The organism is Enterobacter sp. K510 (assembly GCF_055804875.1).
The window spans coordinates 337,181-359,896 of sequence record NZ_JBNRLQ010000001.1; the positions used below are offsets into that span (position 1 = coordinate 337,181).

Here is a 22,716-nt window from a genome sequence, read left to right on the forward strand (position 1 = left end):
GACGCCCGGCGATGAACGACAGTAATCTGATCTGCATCACACTTTTACCCCCTCACGCTGCGGCCATCCTTTCCCGTAACGGGCATTTCTAAAGAATAAAAGCGTCATAACGGCGGAATATTTTAATGATATACATCAGTACACAGAACCGCCGTCACTCTTAATATTCGGCTCACGTCCGAGTTTCGGAGTTTACTCATCCCATGAATCAGTCCATTGCCTCTGCGGCGCGGTTTTACGCGCTGCGCCTCGCTCCCGGTCAGGAGCTGTTAACGGAATTACGTCAGTTTATGGCCCTTCACGGGCTACAGGCCGCATGGATTGCCGGCGCTACCGGCAGCCTGACGGAGGTCGCCCTGCGCTATGCGGGCCGCGATGAAAGCACCCGGCTTACCGGCACCTACGAACTCATCTCGCTGTCCGGCACGCTGGAATTAACGGGGGAGCATCTGCACCTGAGCATTGCCGACGAACAGGGCACGCTGCTGGGCGGTCACGTTATGTCCGGCTGCACGGTGCGCACCACCCTGGAACTGGTGATTGGCGAACTGACGGCGCTGTCGTTTTCGCGCCAGCCCTGCCCGCTCTCCGGCTATGACGAACTCGTTGTCCATTCCTGTTAACTGTCGCTTAAATCAAAGAGGTTGCTATGGCGCGTCGCCCACTCTCCAGCCAGACGCTGGTTCTGATCGTTATTTCCGTCGCCATCAATATGATCGGCGGGCAGCTTATCAGTATGCTCAGGCTGCCGATTTTTCTTGATTCCATCGGCACGCTGCTGAGCGCTGTCCTGCTGGGGCCGGTTGTCGGCATGCTGACCGGTTTACTCACTAACCTGCTGTGGGGATTATTAACCGATCCCATTGCCGCCGCCTTTGCACCGGTGGCGATGGTGATAGGCCTGACGGCAGGCTGGCTGGCGCGGCTCGGCTGGTTCCGCACCCTGCCCAGGGTCATTGTCAGCGGGATCCTGATCACCCTGGCGGTCACGATAGTGGCGGTGCCGATCCGCACCGCGCTGTTTGGCGGCGTCACCGGCAGCGGCGCGGATCTGGTTGTCGCCTGGGCGCGATCCATGGGGAACGATCTGATCGAATCCGTGGCGCTGACGGTGGTGGGCGCGAATCTGGTGGATAAGATCCTCACGGCGGCGATCGTCTGGATCCTGCTGCGTCAGTTGCCGCTGCGCACCACGCGCCGTTTCCCGACCATGTCGGCTGTGCGCTGAATGCATCCTTTTACCTCCCTGACGCTGTGGAGTCTGGTGGCCTGCACGGCTCTGCTGCTCCCCGCCGGGCCGTTGCTGACGGTGGTAAGCGGCGCGGCTTTCATCAGCCTGCTGATGTTTCGCGCCACCCGCCCCCGCGCCCGCTATGTGGCCTGGCTGATGGCGTCCCTCGGCGTCGGCATGTGGCTGGTGCACGGCGGCTGGCTGGTGGCCTGGCTGAGCGGTGAGCCGCGCGATGCCAGCCACTGGGCGCAGGCGATCGTCCTGTGGCAGCGCATTCTGACCATCGTCGCCACGTCGCAACTGTGGATGGCTTTCGTGCCGGTACGTCAGTTTATCCGCGCGCTTTTTGCCAGCCGACTGCCGCCGGGCGTGGCATATCTGTTTTCCGGGCCGCTGCTGATTGCCGAACAGCTTAAACACCGGCTGGCGGGCATTCATGAAGCGCAGCGCGCCCGCGGCGTCCCGCTGGATGGTCGCTGGTATCAGCGGTTGCGCGCCATCCCGGCGCTGATCGTGCCGCTCGTCCAGGGGGCGCTTAACGATCTGCCGGTACGCGGCGCGGCGCTGGATATGCGGGCCTTTCGCCTGCACCGCACCCGCACCACCTTATGGTCGCCCCCCGACAGCCGCCGCCAGCGTGCGCTGCGTTATACCCTGCTCGCGCTGATGCTGGCAGAAACCGGAGCCTGGCTATGGTTACGCTAGAAAACCTCTGCTTTCAGCCCGCGCGCAGCGCCGCGCCGCCGCGCAGCCTGAATTTGCAGATCGCGCAGCCGGGCATGGTGGCGATCCTCGGCGGTAATGGCAGCGGCAAAAGCACCCTCGCGCAGCTGCTTGCGGGATGGTATCCGGATTATCTGCCCGGCACCCTTAGCGGAACCGGGCGGATCCTGGGCCAGCCGCCGGGTGAACGGTCGCTGCCCGAACAGGCGCAGACCGTCCAACTGGTGCAGCAGTCCCCTGCCCTGCAACTCTCCGGCTGTACCTTCAGCGTGGAAGAAGAAATTGCCTTCGGGCCGGAAAACCTGTGCCTTGCGGAAGGTGAGATCCGCGCCCGGCTTGAAGCCGCCCTGACGCTTACCGATTGCCTGCCGCTGCGTCACCGGCACCCCGCCACGCTCTCCGGCGGCGAAGCCCAGCGGGTGGTGATCGCCTGTGCGCTGGCGATGCAGCCGCGCCTGCTGCTGCTCGACGAGGCCTTCAGCCGTCTGACGCCGCAGGCCACGCAACAAATGCTTAGCCGCCTGGCGGAATGGGCGAATGCTAGCGGGGCACTGGTGATGCTCTTTGAACGTCACCGCCAGCCAGCGCAGGCGTTTTGCCGCCAGATGTGGCAGCTCGATGAAACAGGACTGATCGCTCTATGATCGCTTTGCATAACCTTACCTTTCGCTGGCCCGCGGCCGCTGAAAACTGTCTGCATCACCTCACGCTGAACATTGAGCGCGGCGAATGGGTGGCGTTAACCGGCGATAATGGCGCCGGAAAATCCACGCTACTGCGCCTGATGGCGGGTCTGCTGACTCCGCAGCAGGGTGAGGTTTTACTGAAAGGGCAGCGGCTGTCAGCGCTCAACGCCCCACAGCGCGCCGCACAGATCGGCGTGCTGTTTCAGGAGGTGGAAAACCAGATCCTGCACAGCACGGTGCTGAGTGAAGTGGCTTTTGGCCTGAGGCTGCAACAGCTCCCCGCCGCTATTATAGAGCAACGCGCCCGCGCGGCGCTTGAGTTGTGCGGCCTGGCGGACGTGGCGCAGGCGCATCCGCTGGATCTGCATGCTGCCCAGCGGCGAATGGTGGCGGTCGCAAGCCTGGAGGCGATGGCCCCGCCGGTGCTGCTGCTGGATGAGCCGAGCCGGGATTTTGACGCACGCTGGTTAGCACGCTTTGAAGCGTGGCTGGCGGTCTGTCGCCAGCGGCAGACGACGTTACTCGCCATCAGCCATGATTATGATTTTACCCGCCGACACTTTCCCCGCGTTATTCGCCTGGCTGACGGGCAAATCAGCGCCGATGGTCTGCCCGCGCCATCCCTTTCCTGATAACGAAACCGCTAATAATGCCGTGAACCGCGGCATCTTTTGCTTACAAATATCCTCTGCATTGATAGCGTTACGCTGTTCACATCACAAAATCCGCGCCGTTAAATCGTTATATTCGCGCTCGTCAGCCTGATAATAAATAATTATTTTCAGGAGAAGAAAGAAAATAGCGCAATAGTAATTACCGCAGTCAATATCACACAAAATAAATAAACCGGGATGCTTCAATACATTATTCAAATGAATAATTAAAGCCCGTAAAAAAGGATTTTTATGAAGCAAACAATGCAAATGATTGGCCAGGCGATGCTGGTGCCAATCTCCATCATTACCGTCGGCTCAATGTTTATGGGCTTTGGCAGCGCCTTCACCAGTAGCGGCACCATCGAAGCGCTGCATTTACAGAACATCATTACCAAAGGCTCGCTTTTATTTACGACCTTCAGCGTGATGAAAGCCACCGGCGACGTGGTATTTCGCAACCTGCCGCTGTTCTTCGCCATTGGCGTGGCCTTCGGTCTGGCGAAAAAAGAAAAAGGCTGGGCGGCGTTTTCCGGCGCGGTCTGTTTTATGGCGATGCATTTTATTATCGCCACCCTGCTGGAATTAAATGGTATTACGCCGCAAACCACCAGCGTTGAATTTTTCCGGCAGCAACAGCATTTGAATGACATTGCCGCCGTACAGCGCGCCTCGATTTATACCAGCGAGCTGGGGATGTTCTCCTACCGCATGAGCGTATTCGGCGGTATGGCGGTGGGCCTGATCACCGCCGGGCTGCATAACCGCTTATATAACGTCAAACTGCCGCTGGTGCTCTCCTTTTTTGCCGGTACGCGCACGGTGCCTATCGTCACGCTGATGGCCGGATCGCTGCTCGGCGTGCTGCTTTATTTTATCTGGCCGCCGCTGGGCGGCATGCTGGCGCAGTTCAGCAGGCTTATCGGCAATTCAGGTCTGTTCGGCACCTTTATCTGGGCGGTGGCGGATAAATCCTTGCTGCCCGTCGGCCTGCATCATCTGATCACCACGCCGATCCGGCTGACGGAGCTGGGCGGCTCCATGAACGTCTGCAACCAGTTGGTAAGCGGCACCACCAATATCTATATGGCGCAGCTCGGTTGCGAGGAGACGCCGCAGCTGCTGGTGCGCGGCTTTCAGTCCGGCCGCGTGGTGGTGCATTTTGGCGCGCTGCCGGGGGCGGCGCTGGCCATCTACCAGTGCGCGAAATCGCCGCATAAAAAAGTCGTGGCGGGCTTATTGATCCCGGTGGTGGCCACCATGATCCTGTTTGGCGTCACCGAACCCATCGAATACACCTTTCTGTTTGTCGCTCCCTGGCTGTTTTATCTGGTGCATGTGCCGCTGACTGGCCTCGCCTTTGTGCTTACCGAAATGGCGAACGTGTCCATCTACGGCGGCAGCCTGAAAGACATCCTGCCGGTGCTGCTCCAGCCCGCGAAACTCAATTTATGGGGCTATCTGTGGCTGGTACCGCTGTTTTTTGTTCTCTACTACGCACTGTTTCGCTTTTTGATCCTGCGCTTCAACGTCATGACGCCGGGGCGCGAAGAGGATGAGGCAACGACCCGGCTTTACAGCAAACAGGATTTTAACGAGCAACAGGGAATGCGCTTCGCCCGGCACATCATCGAGGCTTTCGGCGGCAAAGAGAATATCGAGCAGTTCGACAACTGCATCTCCCGCCTGCGCGTGCAGGTGAAAGACGGCTCCCGCGTCGCCCCTGAAGCGGTGTGGAAGAAAACGCTGCGGGCGAAAGGCTATGTGCAGGTCAGCGAACGGGCCTTCCAGATTATTTATGGCGCCGAGGTGGTGATGATCGCCGGTGACTGCAAGGAACTGTTAGACGAAGGAGAAACAGCATGAATACCGAGCCGGTGACACTGACCCGAATCCTGAAGGTTTCACCCCATGAGGAAAAAACTCTGCGCCGCCTGGAGTTCGATCCCGGTCTGAATACCGAGCGCATCGACATCAGCTACCGCTTCACGCCGGGTAACGTGGTGGATATGGGGCTGATGATCAATGACCGCATCAACGGCTGGAGCGGCGGCGCGCGTAAAACCATCACGCTGAGCGAAAATTTCGCCTCGCCCGGCTATCAGCGCACCAGCATCGTTAACGGCAAATGGCACGTGCTGCTCGGGCTGCATAAGATCCGCCGCCTCTGCGAAGTGGTGGTGGAGATCACCCTGTACCCGAAATTTCCGCGCTGGCTGAAAGGCGACACGCATGTGCATTCTGTGCACAGCGACGGCAGCTTAACGGTGAACGAACTGATTGCCCGCGCCCGCCAGATGGAGTTCGATTTCCTCTGTTTTTCCGACCACAACACCATTTCGCAGAACCATGAAATCGCGGGCATTAACGCCTCACTGTGCCTGATCCCCGGCATGGAGCTGACCAGCGAGCGCGGCCACGCCAACCTGCTGGGCGTCACCCGGCCGGTGGTGAACTTTCTGCCGCATTTTACCGAAGATGACATCGCCGGGCGCATTGCCGAAGCCCGCCGCAACGGGGCGCGCATCGGTATTAATCACCCTTTCTGCCACTACTGCCCGTGGCAGAACCGTTTTGCGGACCACGACTGGCTGGAGATCTGGAACGGGCCGTGGGACGGGCAGACCGGCAACGAAGACGCTTTTAACTACTGGCATCACCAGCTCTGCCAGGGCGAAAAAATCAGCGCCGTGGCGGGCAGCGATTTTCATAAAGAAAAAGGGCTGCGCTGGCCGTACATGTGGGTACGCGCCATCAGCCGCGAGCGCCAGGACATCCTCTCTGCGCTGGTCGCCGGGCGCAGCTATATGCAAAGCGATGACCAGACGCAGTTGCACCGCTTCTGTATTGGCGAGGCAGGCCCGGGCGACACCACCAGCGGCGGGATCCTGCACGTCAAGCTCCGCACCCATAAAGACAACAGCGTGCTGCTCTACACCGACAACACCGTCATCGTGGTGCCCAATCGCTACGGCGATGTGAACCAGGAAATTGACGTGCAGGATGCGGCCTTCGCCCTGCTGCGCATCAACCGCGGCCCGGTGGCGCAATTGCTGACCAACCCTATTTATCGAGGATAATCCCGTGCAACGTGTACATATCATCTACAAAACGCATCTGGATATTGGCTTTACCGATCTGGCCCGCACCGTCGAAGATAAATACCTGCATGAGTTTATCCCGGCGGTGATCCAGCTGGCGCAGAAGGTGAACCGGCCGGGGACGAAAAACTTTATCTGGACCTGCGGGGCCTGGCTTATCACCCGCTTCTTACAGACGGCAGACGACCAGGGGCGACGAGCGCTGACTGACGCCATCCTGCGCGGCGACATCGTCTGGCATGGCCTGCCTTTTACTTCCCACAGCGAACTGCTCAGCGCCGGCACCCTGCAATCCGGGCTCGACTATGCGATGGATTTGGATCTGCGTTTCAATAAGCGCACTATTGCCGCCAAAATGACCGACGTGCCCGGCTATACCCAGGCGATCATCCCCTGGCTGGCCGAGGCCGGTATCGCTTATTTGCACCTCGGCGTTAATGAAGCCTCCACCGCACCGGACGTGCCGCGGCTGTTCCGCTGGCGACTCGGGGAGGCGGAAATTATCGTCAACTATTCGCCAGGAGGCTATGGCAACGAATACTGGTGCGAGCCGCTCGACGAGTTACTGGTGTTCTGTCACGCCGCCGATAACTGCGCCCCGCCCGACGCCGCGCAGGTTTATGCCACTCTCGCCCGCTACCACGCGCGTTATCCCGACGCCGAGGTCAGCGCCTCCACGCTGGATGCGTTTGCTGCCCGCGTGGAAACCATCAAACATCAGTTACCGGTAATCGACAGTGAAATTGGCGACACCTGGAATCACGGACTGGCGACCGATCCGGGCAAGGTCAGCCGCTATCTGCGGCTGGTGCGATTGCTGGCAGAGGAGGTGTCCGCCGGGCGGATCTCTGCCGCCAGCGAGGCGTATCGTCAGGCGATGGCGCAGCTGATCATGGTGCCGGAGCACACCTGGGGGATGGATCTCAAGCTGCATCTGGCGGATTATAACCACTACCTGCCCGGCGAATTTGACGTGGCGCGGCAGGCGGATCGTGTGGAAAACGGCATCCCGGAGCCATACCGCTTTATCGGCGAATTTGCCGCGCGTCTGCCGCACCGCAGTGCGCCAGGCTATCACAACATCGCCGCCTCCTGGCAGGAGCAGCGCGATTACATCGATAACGCCCTCGCCTGTCTGCCGCCTGCGATAACAGAGAAATTTATCCCCCTCTCCCCCGTCGCCATGGAGGGCATTATCGTCAACCGACGTTCACGCACTTTCGGCGATTATCATCTCTATATTGCCGATGATGGCAGCCTCAGTACTTTGAGCGTCGGCGGTAAGGTGTTCTCTGCCGCGCCACTGGGCAGAGTGATTTACCGGCAGGTAAGCGATGACGACTACCAGCGCTTCGCCAGACATTATCTGCAAAATCTGACTACCACCCGCGACTGGGCGATAGCCGACTTTACCAAACCGGGGCTGGAGCTGACCGCCGCGCCCGTGTCTTCCCGCTGCGCCACGCTGCGGCTGCATGAGGTGCGCGTGGAGGAGACGCCGGACGAGTATCAGCTGTTTATCGAGGCGCGCTTTGTGCAAAACGAGGCGGGCATGGTGCTGCGGCTGCCGGAAAAAGTGCGGCACAGCTGGCGTTTTAGTAAACATCGACCCGCCATTCGCTATCAGGTATCCATTATCGGTAAACAGGCGAACCGCCTGCCGGAGGAGATCTGGCTGCAATTCGGGCTTATCGATAAATCCCGCAGTCAGTGCCGCAAAATCGGCCAGACCATCGACTGGCAGCAGGTGGCGCGCAACGGCAACCGCAATCTGCACGGCGTCGAGCGCGTTTTCACCCCCGACTGGCAATTCCAGCCGCTCGACGCGCCGCTGGTCGCCCTGCATGAGCCGCGCATTCTGTGGTTTGGCGAGCCGCATGACGAGCCGGAAGGGGTTTTCGCCCACCTGTATAACAATATCTGGGGCACCAATTTCCCGATGTGGTACGGCGAGGATATTCATGCCGAATACCTGCTGGAAATGGCCAGCGACAAGGAAAGTCAATGAACGACAAACGCATTATTCACGCGGTATCCCACACCCACTGGGACAGGGAGTGGTATTTCACCACCCTCGATACCCAGGTGTTCGCCCTGAAAGCCTTCACGGAGGCGATTGAAGCCTTAGAAAACCATCCGGAACTGGTGTATCACCTGGACGGGCAAAGCTCGCTGCTGGCGGATTATTTACAGCTCAAACCGGAGATGTCCGAACGGGCGACGACGCTGGTGCGCCAGCGTCGGTTGCTGATCGGCCCCTGGTATACGCAGCCGGATCTGTTCAGCATCAGCACCGAATCCGTGTTCCGCAATCTGCGCATCGGCATTGAGCTTGCCCGCGCGGCAGGCGGCTGCATGGATGTGCTCTATTTACCGGATACCTTCGGCAGCCCGGCGCAGTTGCCGCAGCTGGCGGCGGCGTTCGGCCTGCGGCATATTTTGCTGCGCCGGGGCTACGATCCTGAGGTGATGGGCGCGACGGAAATGCGCTGGCAGGCGGCCAGTGGCGACTGCGTGACCACGGCTATCATGCCGTTTGGCTATTCGCTGGCGCACCCGGAGCGCGGCGGCCGCTGGCGTAGTTTCTCGCTATCGCATGTTGAGACAGAAACCTTCCCGCTGATCGCCCGGCTTAAACAGCTCACTCCCTGCCGCCATCTGCTGTGTCCCATTGGCGGCGATCAGGTCAGCTGCGACGGGGATTTCGCGAGGCTTATCACGGAGCTGAATGCGCACAGCGAGGATGAATTTATCCTCAGCAGCTATGAGGATTACTTCGCAGCGCTGAACGAGGAAGACCTCCCCCTATGGCAGGGGGAGTTCCGCCGTCCACGTCTGTCCAGGGTGCATAAAACCATTGGCTCCTCGCGCTACGACATTAAACGGGCGAACGACGATGCGGAAACGCAGCTGATCCATCAGACCGAACCGCTGCTGGCGCTGGCGCGGTTGAACGGGCTGGCCTGTAGCGAGGCGATGCTGGAAAAAGCCTGGCGTATGCTGCTGGAGTCCCACGCCCACGACAGCATGGGCGGCTGCAACAGCGATGAAACCAACCGCGACGTGCTGGCCCGTTGCGCCCACGCCCGGCAGATCGGCGAGGCGCTGTTCAGCCTGCACGCCCGTCTGCTGCTGGCAAACCTGGCGGCGGATCGGGACTACCGTTTTCTGCTGGTCAACGGCACGGGCGCGCCCACCCTCTGCGTACACAATCAGGTGCTGATCACGCCGACGCCTGGGTTCCGGCTGGTGGATGAACAGGGTCTGCCGGTGGAATTCATTCTGCTGGCGCAGGAAAAAATCCGTAAACCGCGGGCGGTGCTGCTGACGCCAGACGGCGAGGTGGAAACCTTTTCAACGGATTATTACTACCGAAACCGGGTGGATATTCTCCATGCGCCTGTGCCGCCGCTGGGGATGGCGCTGTTTTTTGTGCAGCACAATGAACCTGCGGCGATGCCGTGGATGCAGTCCCTGCGCCAGACCTTTATCGAGAACGCCCACTACCGCATCAGCTGGCAGGATCAGAATCTGTGCCTGGTGGATAAGCGCCGCCCGCGCACGCTGACCCGGCTGCTCCAGCTGAGCGATCTGGGTAATGACGGCGATCTGTATGACTTCTCGCCGCTGGCGGGGGACGTGGAATTACGTTCCGGCTGGATGGAGCTGGTTTCGGTGAAGCAGCATCCGGCAAAACAGGAGATGATCGTCGCCAGCCTGCTGTCGCTGCCGGAGTGCCTGAATTCGCAGCGCACCGGGCGCAGCGAGCATCTGAAGGCCGTGGCGGTGACGCTGACCGTGACGCTGGAAGAGGCGCTGATCCGTTTTCACCTGACGGTGGATAATCAGGTACGCGAGCACCGGATGCAGCTGGTTTTCGATACCGGCACGCCCATCGCCGCGGTGCAGGCGGATATGCCCTTCGGCTGGATCACCCGCCAGAACCAGCCGGACAGTGCGCGGACAGATTTCACCGAGCGGCCGGTGGACATTGAGCCTTTTATGCACCAGCTGCGCGCCCACGACGACTTTCATTTTTTCGCCCGTGGCCTGAAAGAGTATGAATACGAGGATCGCCTGCTGCGCGTAACGCTGTTTCGCGGGGCATCGCAACTGGGCAAAGATGATTTGCTGTGGCGGCCGGGACGCGCCTCGGGTCAGCGGCTGGCGACGCCGGAAGCGGAACTGCCGGGAGTGCTGAGCTTTGATTTTGCGCTCTGTCTGACGCCGCTTGCCGCCGATGAGCGGGTGGCCTGCGCCCAGCGCTTCTGGGTTAACCCGACGCTCTGGCAATGGCAGGGTGACGAAAAATGCGTGCAGCGGCTGGATAATTTCGACGTGTTTTTACCGGCGCAGCCGGTGCGGGTGCGGCAGTTGCTGAACGATATTCCCGAGGGGCTGGCGGTCAGCGGCGTGGATGTGCTGTATGGCGGGATTATCGTCAGACTGTTTAACCCTGGTGAGTACCCGCTAACCGTGCCGGAGACGTGGCAGACGTGCAATGCGCTGGGCGAACCGCTAGCCGTTCATCAGGTGCCCCCGTTCGGGCATGTGAATGTGCGGGTAGAATAACGGCACCCTGTTGCCCGGCGGCGCGTCGCTTGCCGGGCCTACAAAACCTGAAGCAATGATGTTCGTGTAAATTGGGCCGTGTTGCCCGGCGGCGCGTTGCTTGCCGGGCCTACGAAACCTGAAGCAATGATGTTCGTGTAAATTGGGCCGTGTTGCCCGGCGGCGCGTTGCTTGCCGGGCCTACGAAACCTGAAACAACGATGTTCATGTAGGCCGGGTAAGGCGCAGCCGCCACCCGGCAATGCCCCGTCAATGCCCCCTGACGACCTTGCCGAGAATATCCACATACACCGGCATCAGCGGGTGGCGGATCACCACCACCGTCGCCACCACCGCCACACCCAGCAGCAGCGGCGCTACCCACAGCAGACGGGCGCGCGGCAGAAAGCGCGTCAGCTTGTCGGGGCTGGCCTTCGCGCTGCGCCACAACCGCCAGCACATCCAGGCCGCCAGCCACAGCAGCACCGCGGCCAGCAACAGCAGCCATTTGAAGCCCCCGCTCTGCTCATCCGCGGGAATATCAATGGCTGCGCCTGCCAGAATGCCCGGCAAAAAGTAGAACGGCGGCCAGAACACGCAGCCGATAATATTGGGCAGGATGAACTTCACCACCGGCAGATCCAGCATCCCCGCCACCATCGGCACCAGCGGCCGGGTCGGCCCGACAAAACGCCCGACGAGAATGGTAAACATGCTGTGCTGATGCAGCGCATGCTCGGTCTTATCCAGCAGCGCTTTGTTTTTCTTTAAAAAAGACCAGCGGTGCAGCGGTTTTTTAAAGCGCCAGCCGAGCCAGAAGGAGATCCAGTCGCCCAGCAGACAGCCGACGATGCCCGCCAGCCATGCATACCAGAAATTGACCTCGCCGCTGCCAATCAGCGCCCCAAGCCCCGCCATCATCACCGTGCCGGGTAAAATCAGCCCGACTAACGCCAGCGACTCAAAAAAGGCCACCAGCGCAATGGCGATAAGGGAATACGCCGCCGACTGCGTAATAAAATGTTCCAGAAATGCCTGCATAACCTGCCCGATTAAATGATCTGATAAGTAGTTTACTGGTTAACTCAGACCACCGGACATCTCTTTTCGTTTCATTTACGTTTCATTCACATCCGGCACGAAACTCGCTCGGACTGGCCCCGGTGCATTTTTTAAACACGCGGGAAAAATAGAGCTGATCTTCAAAGCCGACGTTACGCCCGACGCTGGCGATAGGCATCCGCGTGGTGCTGAGCAACAGCTTGGCCTGGCTGATGCGCTGATCCTCGCGCCAGCTCAGCACGCTGACGCCCAGCTGCTGGCGGAACAGGTGTGATAACCGCGACGGCGACAGGCAGACATGCTGAGCGACGCTGGCGATGTCAAAATGGCTGTCGCTAAGGTGATCGCTGATGTACTGGCAGGCATCGCGCACGCGGTTGTCCAGCGGCGGATGCAGGGATTCATTAATGGCTTCCATGCGGCGCAGCAGCACCTGCTCCAGCAGATTGATCGCCAGCAGCTCGGCGTAGCGCCCGGCGCTCTGCCCGGCATGGATAATCTGGTCGAACAGCTCACTGAATGCCGCCTGATGCGCCTCGTCCGGGCGGAAAATCCCGGTCTGACCGAAAATCGTCGGCCACGCCAGCCATTCATGCCAGTAGGCGCGCGGCCGGAAATAGACCCACTGGTGATACCACTCCCGCGCATCGGGATGCCGCCCGTAATGGTGCACCTCGCCGGGCGGAAAGAGCAGAATGTCGCCGGGACGGCAGATAAACTCTTTGCCATTGTTATTGATGATGCCTTCGCCGCGCACCGTCAGGTTGAGGATATAGCCCTTCATGCCCAGCGGGCGGTCAACGAAAAAATCCAGGTAACCATCTGCCTCAATGGGCGTTAAACCCGCCACCAGATGCGCGTTGAAAGAGTAGCCAGGCAGCAGCGGATCGTTTTGCGGTTCAGCCATAATGGCAATACTCCGGATGTCATTAAAGGAAACCAATTGTCCATATTGTGATTTGTATCATCAAATCCCCCGGCGGTGCCTTCCGCAGGTAAAACAGCCTTCACCAACCCCGCCAGATAAAAGCACTTTGCCCGGTTTTGTTTCCACGCACCGGCAAAAAAGGCTTAACAAAAGTGTCTATAAAGCCAGGCGGAATGTCCACATTGATTATTTGCACGGCGTCACACTTTGCCATGCCATAGCATTTTTATCCATAAGATTAGCGGATCCTGCCTGACCCTTTCCGGCGTCTGTCTCTAATGTTTCTCCATACGCTTATTCTTGATGGAGTAACACGATGGCAATTGCAATTGGCCTCGATTTTGGCAGCGATTCGGTTCGCGCCCTGGCCGTGGACAGCGTCAGCGGCGAGGAGATCGCCACCAGCGTCGAATGGTATCCCCGCTGGCAGGAAGGGCGTTATTGCGACGCTCCTCATAACCAGTTCCGCCACCACCCGCGCGACTATATCGAATCGATGGAAGCCGCGCTGAAAAGCGTGCTGGCGGAACTGAGCGCAGAGCAGCGCGCGCAGGTCAGCGGCATTGGCGTGGACAGCACCGGATCCACCCCTGCCCCAATTGATGCCGAAGGTCGCGTACTGGCGCTGCGCCCGGAGTTTGCCGACAACCCGAACGCCATGTTCGTGCTGTGGAAAGATCACACCGCCGTCGAAGAAGCCGAAGCCATCACCCGCCTGTGCCACACCGCCGGAAAAGTGGATTACTCCCGTTATATCGGCGGCATTTACTCCAGCGAATGGTTCTGGGCGAAAATCCTGCATGTGACCCGCGCCGACGCCGCAGTGGCGCAGGCCGCCGCCTCCTGGATCGAGCTGTGCGACTGGATCCCCGCCCTGCTCTCCGATACCACCCGCCCACAGGCCATTCGCCGTGGTCGTTGCAGCGCCGGGCATAAATCCCTGTGGCATGAAAGCTGGGGCGGCTTACCCCCCGCCAGCTTCTTCGATGAGCTGGATCCGCTGATCAACAAACATCTCAGCTACCCGATGTTTACCGACACCTATACCGCCGATATTCCGGTGGGCACGCTCAGCGCCGAATGGGCGCAGCGCCTCGGCCTGCCGCAAAGCGTGGTGATTGCCGGCGGCGCCTTTGATTGCCATATGGGCGCAGTGGGCGCGGGCGCGCAGCCGAACACGCTGGTGAAAGTGATCGGCACCTCTACCTGCGACATCCTGATCGCCGATAAACCGAGCGTCGGCGATCGCGCCGTTAAAGGCATCTGCGGTCAGGTGGACGGCAGCGTGGTGCCGGACTTTATCGGCCTTGAAGCCGGGCAATCCGCCTTTGGCGATATCTACGCCTGGTTTGGCCGCATTCTCGGCTGGCCGCTGGAGCAGCTGGCGTTGCAACACCCGGAGCTGAAAACGCAGATCCGCGCCAGCCAGAAACAGCTGTTACCGGCGCTCACCCAGGCCTGGGCGGATAACCCGTCGCTGGATCATCTGCCGGTGATCCTCGACTGGTTTAACGGCCGCCGCACACCGGATGCTAATCAGCGTCTGAAAGGGGTGATCACCGATCTCAACCTCGCCACCGACGCCCCGCTGCTGTTCGGCGGACTGGTGGCCGCCACCGCCTTTGGCGCGCGCGCCATTATGGAGTGCTTCACCGAACAGGGGATCGCGGTGAATAACGTGATGGCGCTGGGCGGCATCGCCCGTAAAAACCGCGTCATCATGCAGGCCTGCTGCGACGTGCTGAACCGCCCGCTGCAAATTGTCGCCTCCGATCAGTGCTGCGCCCTTGGTGCGGCTATTTTTGCCGCCGTGGCAGCGGGCGATCACCCGGATATTCCCACCGCCCAGCAGTCGATGGCCAGCCGCATCGAAAACACCCTGCAACCGGACCCGCGCCAGGCGCAACGCTTTGAACAGCTTTATCGCCGCTATCAGCGCTGGGCGATAAGCGCCGAACAACACTATCTCCCTTCAGCTGCATCCGCATCGCAGGCAGCTCTGACTCATTAAGGACACGATAAATGACCGTATTCGATAACTATGAAGTGTGGTTTGTGATTGGCAGCCAGCATCTGTATGGCCCGGAAGCGCTGCGCCAGGTCACCACCCACGCGGAACAGGTAGTGAATGCCCTGAATAAAGAGGCGAAGCTGCCGTGCAAAATGGTGCTGAAACCGCTCGGCACCACCCCGGATGAGATCACCGCGATTTGCCGCGACGCCAACTATGACGACAAATGCGCGGGTCTGGTGGTGTGGCTGCACACCTTCTCCCCGGCCAAAATGTGGATCAACGGCCTGACCATCCTCAATAAACCGCTGTTGCAATTCCATACCCAGTTCAATGCCAGCCTGCCGTGGGACAGCATTGATATGGACTTTATGAACCTCAACCAGACCGCGCACGGCGGCCGCGAGTTTGGCTTTATCGGCGCGCGCATGCGTCAACAGCACAGCGTGGTGACCGGCCACTGGCAGGATCAAAAAGCGCAGCAGCGCATCGGCGCGTGGATGCGTCATGCGGTATCGAAACAGGATACCCGTCATCTGAAAGTGTGCCGTTTTGGCGACAACATGCGTGAAGTGGCGGTGACCGACGGGGATAAAGTCGCGGCGCAAATCAAATTCGGCTTCTCGGTGAATACCTGGGCGGTGGGCGATCTGGTGCAGGTGGTGAACAGCATCAGCGACGGCGATATCAACGCGCTGGTGGATGAATATGAAAGCAGCTACCGCCTGACCCCGGCGGCGCAGATCAACGGCGATAAACGGCAGAACGTTATCGACGCCGCGCGCATTGAGCTGGGCATGAAACGCTTCCTCGAACAGGGCGGATTCCACGCGTTCACCACCACCTTTGAAGATCTGCACGGCTTAAAACAGCTGCCGGGTCTGGCGGTGCAGCGTCTGATGCAGCAGGGCTACGGCTTTGCGGGTGAAGGCGACTGGAAGACCGCGGCGCTGCTGCGCATCATGAAGGTGATGGCGACCGGTCTGCCGGGCGGCACCTCCTTTATGGAGGACTACACCTATCACTTTGAGAACGGCAACGATCTGGTGCTTGGCTCGCACATGCTGGAAGTGTGTCCGACCATCGCGCTGGACGAAAAACCGATCCTCGACGTGCAGTATCTGGGCATCGGCGGCAAAGCCGATCCGGCCCGTCTGATCTTCTCCACCAAAACGGGTCCGGCGATCAACGCCAGCCTGATCGATCTGGGGGATCGTTTCCGTCTGCTGGTGAACTGCGTTGACTCGGTTGAAGCGCCGCATGCGCTGCCGAAGCTGCCGGTCGCCAACGCCCTGTGGAAAGCCCAGCCGGATCTGCCAACCGCCTCCGAAGCCTGGATCATCGCTGGCGGCGCGCACCATACCGTCTTCAGCCATGCGCTGGATCTGGAGGATATGCGCCAGTTCAGCGAACTGCACGGCATTGAACTGACGGTCATCGACAACGACACCCGCCTGCCCGCGTTCAAAGACGCGCTGCGCTGGAACGAGGTGTATTACGGTTCGAAACGTTAATAGTAATGCCCGGTGGCGCGTTGTTTATGTAGGCCGGATAAGCAACGCGCCATCCGGCGTGGAGAGATGAATGTTAGAAGATCTCAAACGTCAGGTGCTGGACGCCAACCTGGCGCTGCCAAAGCACAATCTGGTGACGCTCACCTGGGGTAACGTCAGCGCCGTGGATCGCGAACGCGGGGTATTCGTCATTAAACCGTCCGGTGTCGATTACAGCGTGATGACCGCCGAAGACATGGTGGTGGTCAGCATTGCAACCGGTGAAGTGGTCGAGGGTAATAAAAAACCGTCGTCCGATACGCCCACCCATCGCCTGCTGTATCAGGCTTTTCCGTCCATTGGCGGCATTGTGCATACCCATTCGCGCCACGCCACCATCTGGGCGCAGGCGGGACAATCCATCCCGGCGACGGGCACCACCCATGCCGACTATTTCTACGGCGCGATCCCCTGCACCCGCAAAATGACCGACGCGGAAATCAACGGCGAATACGAGTGGGAAACGGGTAACGTCATCGTCGAAACCTTCAGGACACAGGGTATCGATGCCGCACAGATGCCCGGCGTATTAGTGCATTCCCATGGCCCCTTTGCGTGGGGCAAAAACGCCGATGACGCGGTACATAACGCCATCGTGCTGGAAGAAGTCGCCTATATGGGCATTTTCAGCCGCCAGCTGGCGCCAAACCTGCCCGCGATGCAACAAACCCTGCTGGATAAGCACTATCTGCGCAAGCATGGCGCGAAAGCCTACTACGGGCAGTAATACCTGTATAAAACACCAGCACTCACCTCCGAACCAGGCTATAATTACGCCTGGTTTATTTTTATGAGAGCACGGTGTGGCGCAGGCGCGAGAAGGCTTTTTACTGACCCGGCACTGGCGGGATACCCCCAAAGGGACCGAGGTGGAATTCTGGCTGGCCACGGATGACGGGCCGCTGCACGTGGTGCTGCCGCCGCAGGAATCGGTGGCGTTTATCCCCTCCGAACAGGTGCCGCAGGCGCAGCGTATTCTCGCCGGTGAATCCCAGTACCGCCTCACGCCGCTGGCGCTGAAAGATTTCCATCGCCAGCCGGTGCACGGCCTTTATTGCCGCGCCCATCGCCAGCTGATGCGCTACGACAAACTGCTGCGCGAAGGCGGCGTCACGGTGTATGAAGCAGATATTCGCCCGCCGGAGCGTTTTCTGATGGAGCGCTTTATTACCGCGCCGGTATGGGTCGACGGCGACGAGCACAACGGTTCGCTGATCAATGCGCGCTTAAAGCCGCATCCCGCTTATCGTCCGCCGCTGAAATGGGTGTCGCTGGATATTGAAACCACCCGCCACGGCGAGCTGTACTGCATTGGGCTTGAAGGCTGCGGCCAGCGCACGGTCTATATGCTTGGTCCGCAAAACGGCGACGCCAGCGGCGTGGATTTTCATCTTGAATACGTCGCCAGCCGCCCGCAACTGCTGGAAAAGCTCAACGCCTGGTTTGCCGCTCACGATCCCGATGTGCTGATCGGCTGGAACGTGGTTCAGTTTGACCTGCGCGTGCTGCAAAAACATGCCGAGCGTTACGGTATTCCGCTGCGGCTCGGTCGCGGCAGCACCGATCTGGAGTGGCGCGAGCACGGCTTTAAAAACGGCGTGTTCTTCGCCCAGGCCAATGGCCGGTTGATCATCGACGGCATCGATGCGCTGAAATCAGCCTTCTGGAGCTTTCCGTCGTTTTCACTGGAGGCGGTGTCGCAGGAACTATTAGGCGAAGGTAAAGCTATTGATAATCCCTGGGATCGCATGGATGAGATCGAACGCCGTTTCGCCGAAAACAAACCCGCTCTCGCCACTTATAACCTGAAAGACTGCGAGCTGGTGACGCGTATTTTCCATAAAACCGCCATCATGCCCTTCCTGCTGGAGCGCGCCACGGTCAACGGTCTGCCGGCAGATCGTCATGGCGGATCCGTTGCCGCCTTCAGCCACCTTTATATTCCGCGGATGCACCGCGCGGGCTACGTCGCGCCTAACCTCGGCGACGTGCCGCCGCAGGCCAGCCCCGGCGGCTACGTAATGGATTCGCGGCCAGGGCTGTATGATTCGGTGCTGGTGCTGGACTATAAAAGCCTTTATCCGGCCATTATCCGCACCTTCCTCATCGATCCGGTCGGGCTGGTAGAAGGCATGGCGCAGCCGGATCCGCAGCACAGTACACCGGGCTTTCTCGACGCCTGGTTTTCACGGGAAAAACACTGTCTGCCGGAGATCATCGGCCAGGTCTGGCAAGGGCGGGATGAGGCCAAACGCCTCAACAATAAACCGCTGTCCCAGGCGCTGAAGATCATCATGAACTCCTTTTACGGCGTGCTCGGCACCAGCGCCTGCCGCTTTTTCGATCCGCGGCTTGCCTCGTCCATCACCCTGCGCGGGCACGAGATCATGTTGCAGACCAAAGCGTTAATTGAAGCGCAGGGCTTTGATGTGATCTATGGCGATACGGATTCCACCTTTGTGTGGCTGAAAGGCGCGCACAGCGAAGAAGAGGCGGCAAAAACCGGTCAGGCGCTGGTGGAGCACGTTAACGCCTGGTGGCAGACGCATCTGCAACAGTCCGGGCTGACCAGCGCGCTGGAGCTGGAGTTTGAAACCCATTTTTGCCGCTTCCTGATGCCGACCATTCGCGGGGCGGATACCGGCAGCAAGAAACGTTATGCCGGGCTGATCCAGGAAGGCGACAGCCAGCGCATGGTGTTTAAAGGGCTGGAAACGGTACGCACCGACTGGACGCCGCTGGCGCAGCAGTTCCAGCAGTCGCTGTATCTGCGCATTTTCCGCGGCGAGCCGTATCAGGATTATGTGCGGGAAACCATCGCGCAGCTGATGGCGGGCGAGCTGGATGACCGGCTGGTGTACCGTAAACGCCTGCGCCGCCCGCTGGCGGAGTATCAGCGCAACGTGCCGCCCCACGTCCGCGCAGCACGGCTGGCGGATGAACATAACCAGAAAATGGGCCGCGCATTGCAGTATCAGAATCGCGGCACCATTAAGTACGTCTGGACGACGAACGGCCCGGAGCCGGTGGCCTATCAGCAGTCGCCGCTGGATTACGATCACTATCTGACCAAACAGCTACAACCGGTGGCGGACGGCATTCTGCCTTTCCTCCACGATGATTTTGCTACACTTGTTACCGGCCAGCTTGGGTTATTTTGAATGATGACGAAAAGGTGACGAAAGCTGTGCCTTCCAGTACCATAGCGCCCTTCCCAATCCTGGCCCCAAATTTTGATGTGCCGTCGCTTTCAGACGGTGGTCAAACTATTGCCTGCAATTAGAGATATAGAGCCGAATACATATGCCTTTTACACTTGGTCAACGCTGGATCAGCGATACAGAAAGCGAACTGGGACTTGGAACTGTTGTCGCCATGGATGCGCGTACCGTCACTCTGCTTTTTTCCTCCACCGGAGAAAACCGCCTGTATGCCCGTAGCGACGCTCCCGTAACCCGCGTGATGTTCAATCCAGGTGACACAGTGACCAGCCACGAAGGCTGGCAGCTCAATATTGAAGAAGTAAAAGCAGAAAACGGCCTCCTCGCCTACATAGGTACACGCCAGGATACCGGCGAGGCGAATGTCATGCTGCGCGAAGTGCTGCTGGACAGCAAACTGGTGTTCAGCAAGCCGCAGGACCGTCTGTTTGCCGGTCAAATCGACCGTATGGATCGCTTCTCGCTGCGCTACCGCGCGCGTAAGTACCAGAGCGAACAGTACCGGATGCCGTGGAGCGGCCTGCGCGGTCAGCGTACCAGCCTGATCCCGCACCAGCTGCATATCGCCCACGATGTTGGCCGCCGCCATGCGCCGCGCGTACTGCTGGCGGATGAAGTAGGCTTGGGGAAAACCATCGAAGCGGGCATGATCCTGCACCAGCAACTGCTCTCCGGCGCGGCCGAGCGCGTGCTGATCGTGGTGCCGGAAACCCTGCAACATCAGTGGCTGGTGGAAATGCTGCGGCGCTTCAACCTGCGTTTTGCCCTGTTTGACGACGAGCGCTACGCCGAAGCCCAGCACGACGCCGATAACCCGTTTGAAACCGAGCAGTTAGTGATTTGCTCGCTGGACTTCGTGCGCCGCAGCAAGCAGCGCCTGGAGCACCTGTGCGACGGCGAATGGGATCTGATGGTGGTCGATGAAGCCCACCATCTGGTGTGGAGCGAAGATGCGCCAAGCCGCGAATACCTCGCCATTGAACAGCTGGCGGAACGCGTGCCGGGGGTGCTGCTGCTCACCGCGACGCCGGAACAGTTGGGGCTGGAGAGCCACTTCGCGCGTCTGCGCCTGCTGGATCCGAACCGTTTCCACGACTTTGCGCAGTTTGTCGAAGAACAGAATAATTATCGCCCGGTGGCCGATGCGGTCGCCATGCTGCTGGCAGGAAAAACGCTTACCGACAGCGAGCTGAACACGCTCAGCGAACTGATTGGCGAGCAGGATATTGAACCGCTGCTGCAAACCGCTAACAGCAACCGTGACGGCGCTGAATCCGCCCGTCAGGAGCTGATCAACATGCTGATGGACAGACACGGCACCAGCCGCGTGCTGTTCCGTAACACCCGTAACGGCGTGAAAGGTTTCCCGAAGCGCGAGCTGCATACTGTTAAGCTGCCGCTGCCGATGCAGTATCAGACGGCGATCAAAGTCTCCGGCATTATGGGCGCGCGCAAAAGCGCCGAAGAGCGCGCCCGCGACATGCTCTATCCGGAGCAGATTTATCAGGAATTTGAAGGTGATTCCGGCACCTGGTGGAACTTCGATCCGCGCGTCGAATGGCTGATGGGCTATCTGACCAGCCACCGCTCGCAGAAAGTGCTGGTGATTTGCGCCAAAGCCGCCACCGCGCTGCAACTTGAGCAGGTGCTGCGCGAGCGCGAAGGCATTCGTGCGGCAGTGTTCCACGAAGGCATGTCGATCATTGAACGCGACCGCGCAGCGGCATGGTTCGGCGAAGAGGACAGCGGCGCACAGGTGCTGTTGTGCTCGGAAATCGGCTCCGAAGGCCGTAACTTCCAGTTCGCCAGTAACCTGGTGATGTTCGATCTGCCGTTCAACCCGGATCTGCTGGAGCAGCGTATTGGTCGTCTGGATCGTATCGGTCAGGCGCATGATATTCAGATCCACGTGCCTTTCCTGGAAAAAACCGCCCAGTCCGTGCTGGTGCGCTGGTTCCATGAGGGTCTGGACGCCTTTGAACACACCTGCCCGACCGGCCGCGCGATTTATGACAAGGTGTATACCGATCTTATCGGCTATCTGGCAGCGCCGGAAAACACCGACGGCTTTGACGATCTGATCAAATCCTGCCGCGAGCAGCACGACGCGCTGAAAGCCCAGCTTGAGCAGGGGCGCGATCGTCTGCTGGAGATCCACTCCAACGGCGGCGAAAAAGCGCAGGCTCTGGCGGAAAGCATTGAAGAGCAGGACGACGACACGGCGCTGATCAGCTTTGCCATGAACCTGTTCGATATTGTCGGCATTAATCAGGACGATCGCGGCGAAAACATGATCGTGCTGACGCCGTCCGACCATATGCTGGTGCCGGATTTCCCTGGCCTGCCGGAAGATGGCTGCACCATCACCTTTGAACGTGATGTGGCGCTGTCCCGTGAAGACGCGCAGTTTGTCACCTGGGAGCACCCGCTGATCCGCAACGGTCTGGATCTGATCCTCTCCGGCGATACCGGCAGCAGCACCATTTCGCTGCTGAAAAACAAAGCTCTGCCGGTGGGGACGCTGCTGCTGGAGCTGATCTACGTGGTGGAAGCTCAGGCACCGAAACAGCTTCAGCTTAACCGTTTCCTGCCTGCCACCCCGGTGCGCATGCTGCTGGATAAAAACGGCAACAACCTGGCGGCACAGGTGGAGTTTGAAACCTTTAACCGTCAGCTGAGCGCGGTGAACCGTCATACCGGCAGCAAGCTGGTGAACGCGGTGCAGCAGGACGTGCACGCCATTCTGCAACAGGGGGAAGCGCAGATCGAAAAAGCCGCGAAAGCGCTGATCGAAGCCGCGCGTACTGAAGCGGATGAGAAGCTCTCTGCTGAACTCTCCCGTCTGGAAGCGCTGAAAGCGGTCAACCCGAACATCCGTGATGATGAACTGGCGGCCATTGAAAGCAATCGCCAGCAGGTGATGGAGAGCCTGGCCGAAGCGGGCTGGCGTCTTGATGCCCTGCGTTTGATCGTCGTGACGCATCAGTAACCGGAGC

The 22,716-nt window shown here is 59.7% G+C and carries 16 protein-coding genes; 14 read left to right on the plus strand and 2 right to left on the minus strand.

Annotated elements, in window-relative coordinates; genetic code table 11:
• Window positions 1-203: 203 nt before the first annotated feature.
• The 9 genes from ACQUTD_RS01535 (at window position 204) to ACQUTD_RS01575 (ending at window position 10,966) form a co-directional block, all read left to right on the plus strand.
• Window positions 204-623: a PCC domain-containing protein gene (locus ACQUTD_RS01535; protein ID WP_473274634.1), complete on the plus strand. Its 420-nt coding sequence runs from the start codon at window positions 204-206 to the stop codon at window positions 621-623.
• A gap of 26 nt (window positions 624-649) precedes the next feature.
• On the plus strand, window positions 650-1,228 hold the full coding sequence (locus ACQUTD_RS01540; protein ID WP_473274633.1) for an ECF transporter S component: 579 nt from the start codon (window positions 650-652) through the stop codon (window positions 1,226-1,228).
• Entirely contained in the window at window positions 1,229-1,936 is a 708-nt protein-coding gene (locus tag ACQUTD_RS01545; RefSeq protein ID WP_473274632.1) for an energy-coupling factor transporter transmembrane component T, read from the plus strand. It abuts the gene before it with no gap.
• Window positions 1,924-2,598 carry an ATP-binding cassette domain-containing protein gene (locus ACQUTD_RS01550; protein WP_473274631.1) on the plus strand — a complete coding sequence of 225 codons (675 nt, stop codon included), beginning with the start codon at window positions 1,924-1,926 and terminating at the stop codon, window positions 2,596-2,598. Before ACQUTD_RS01545 ends, ACQUTD_RS01550 begins: the two co-directional genes overlap by 13 nt.
• Window positions 2,595-3,272, plus strand: coding sequence for an ATP-binding cassette domain-containing protein (locus ACQUTD_RS01555; RefSeq protein ID WP_473274630.1), 678 nt, complete (start codon window positions 2,595-2,597; stop codon window positions 3,270-3,272). Before ACQUTD_RS01550 ends, ACQUTD_RS01555 begins: the two co-directional genes overlap by 4 nt.
• Window positions 3,273-3,545: 273 nt before the next feature.
• Complete coding sequence (locus ACQUTD_RS01560; RefSeq protein WP_473274629.1) at window positions 3,546-5,159, plus strand: PTS transporter subunit EIIC; 1,614 nt, start codon at window positions 3,546-3,548, stop codon at window positions 5,157-5,159.
• A complete protein-coding gene (locus ACQUTD_RS01565; protein WP_072569806.1) occupies window positions 5,156-6,373 on the plus strand; it encodes a CehA/McbA family metallohydrolase in 1,218 nt (405 codons plus the stop codon). Before ACQUTD_RS01560 ends, ACQUTD_RS01565 begins: the two co-directional genes overlap by 4 nt.
• A gap of 4 nt (window positions 6,374-6,377) precedes the next feature.
• On the plus strand, window positions 6,378-8,402 hold the full coding sequence (locus tag ACQUTD_RS01570) for a DUF5054 domain-containing protein (RefSeq protein WP_473274628.1): 2,025 nt from the start codon (window positions 6,378-6,380) through the stop codon (window positions 8,400-8,402).
• Window positions 8,399-10,966 carry a glycoside hydrolase family 38 N-terminal domain-containing protein gene (locus ACQUTD_RS01575; RefSeq protein WP_473274627.1) on the plus strand — a complete coding sequence of 856 codons (2,568 nt, stop codon included), beginning with the start codon at window positions 8,399-8,401 and terminating at the stop codon, window positions 10,964-10,966. Before ACQUTD_RS01570 ends, ACQUTD_RS01575 begins: the two co-directional genes overlap by 4 nt.
• A 249-nt stretch (window positions 10,967-11,215) precedes the next feature.
• On the opposite strand, the gene ACQUTD_RS01580 is transcribed toward ACQUTD_RS01575, so the two are convergent.
• Window positions 11,216-11,986: a DedA family protein gene (locus tag ACQUTD_RS01580; protein WP_072569803.1), complete on the minus strand. Its 771-nt coding sequence runs from the start codon at window positions 11,984-11,986 to the stop codon at window positions 11,216-11,218.
• 82 nt (window positions 11,987-12,068) lie between these two features.
• Window positions 12,069-12,914: an arabinose operon transcriptional regulator AraC gene (gene araC, locus ACQUTD_RS01585; protein ID WP_473274625.1), complete on the minus strand. Its 846-nt coding sequence runs from the start codon at window positions 12,912-12,914 to the stop codon at window positions 12,069-12,071.
• Between the two features lie 337 nt (window positions 12,915-13,251).
• Here araC and araB point away from each other — a divergent pair, with 337 nt between their 5' ends.
• The 5 genes from araB (at window position 13,252) to rapA (ending at window position 22,709) form a co-directional block, all read left to right on the plus strand.
• On the plus strand, window positions 13,252-14,946 hold the full coding sequence (gene araB / locus ACQUTD_RS01590) for a ribulokinase (protein WP_473274624.1): 1,695 nt from the start codon (window positions 13,252-13,254) through the stop codon (window positions 14,944-14,946).
• Between the two features lie 11 nt (window positions 14,947-14,957).
• On the plus strand, window positions 14,958-16,460 hold the full coding sequence (gene araA, locus ACQUTD_RS01595) for an L-arabinose isomerase (protein ID WP_072569799.1): 1,503 nt from the start codon (window positions 14,958-14,960) through the stop codon (window positions 16,458-16,460).
• 70 nt (window positions 16,461-16,530) lie between these two features.
• Window positions 16,531-17,226, plus strand: a complete 696-nt coding sequence (gene araD / locus ACQUTD_RS01600) for an L-ribulose-5-phosphate 4-epimerase (protein ID WP_473274623.1) — start codon at window positions 16,531-16,533, stop codon at window positions 17,224-17,226.
• A gap of 76 nt (window positions 17,227-17,302) precedes the next feature.
• Window positions 17,303-19,660, plus strand: coding sequence for a DNA polymerase II (polB, locus tag ACQUTD_RS01605; protein WP_473274622.1), 2,358 nt, complete (start codon window positions 17,303-17,305; stop codon window positions 19,658-19,660).
• A 142-nt stretch (window positions 19,661-19,802) separates the two neighbouring features.
• Window positions 19,803-22,709: an RNA polymerase-associated protein RapA gene (rapA, locus tag ACQUTD_RS01610; protein ID WP_473274621.1), complete on the plus strand. Its 2,907-nt coding sequence runs from the start codon at window positions 19,803-19,805 to the stop codon at window positions 22,707-22,709.
• Window positions 22,710-22,716: the final 7 nt, after the last annotated feature.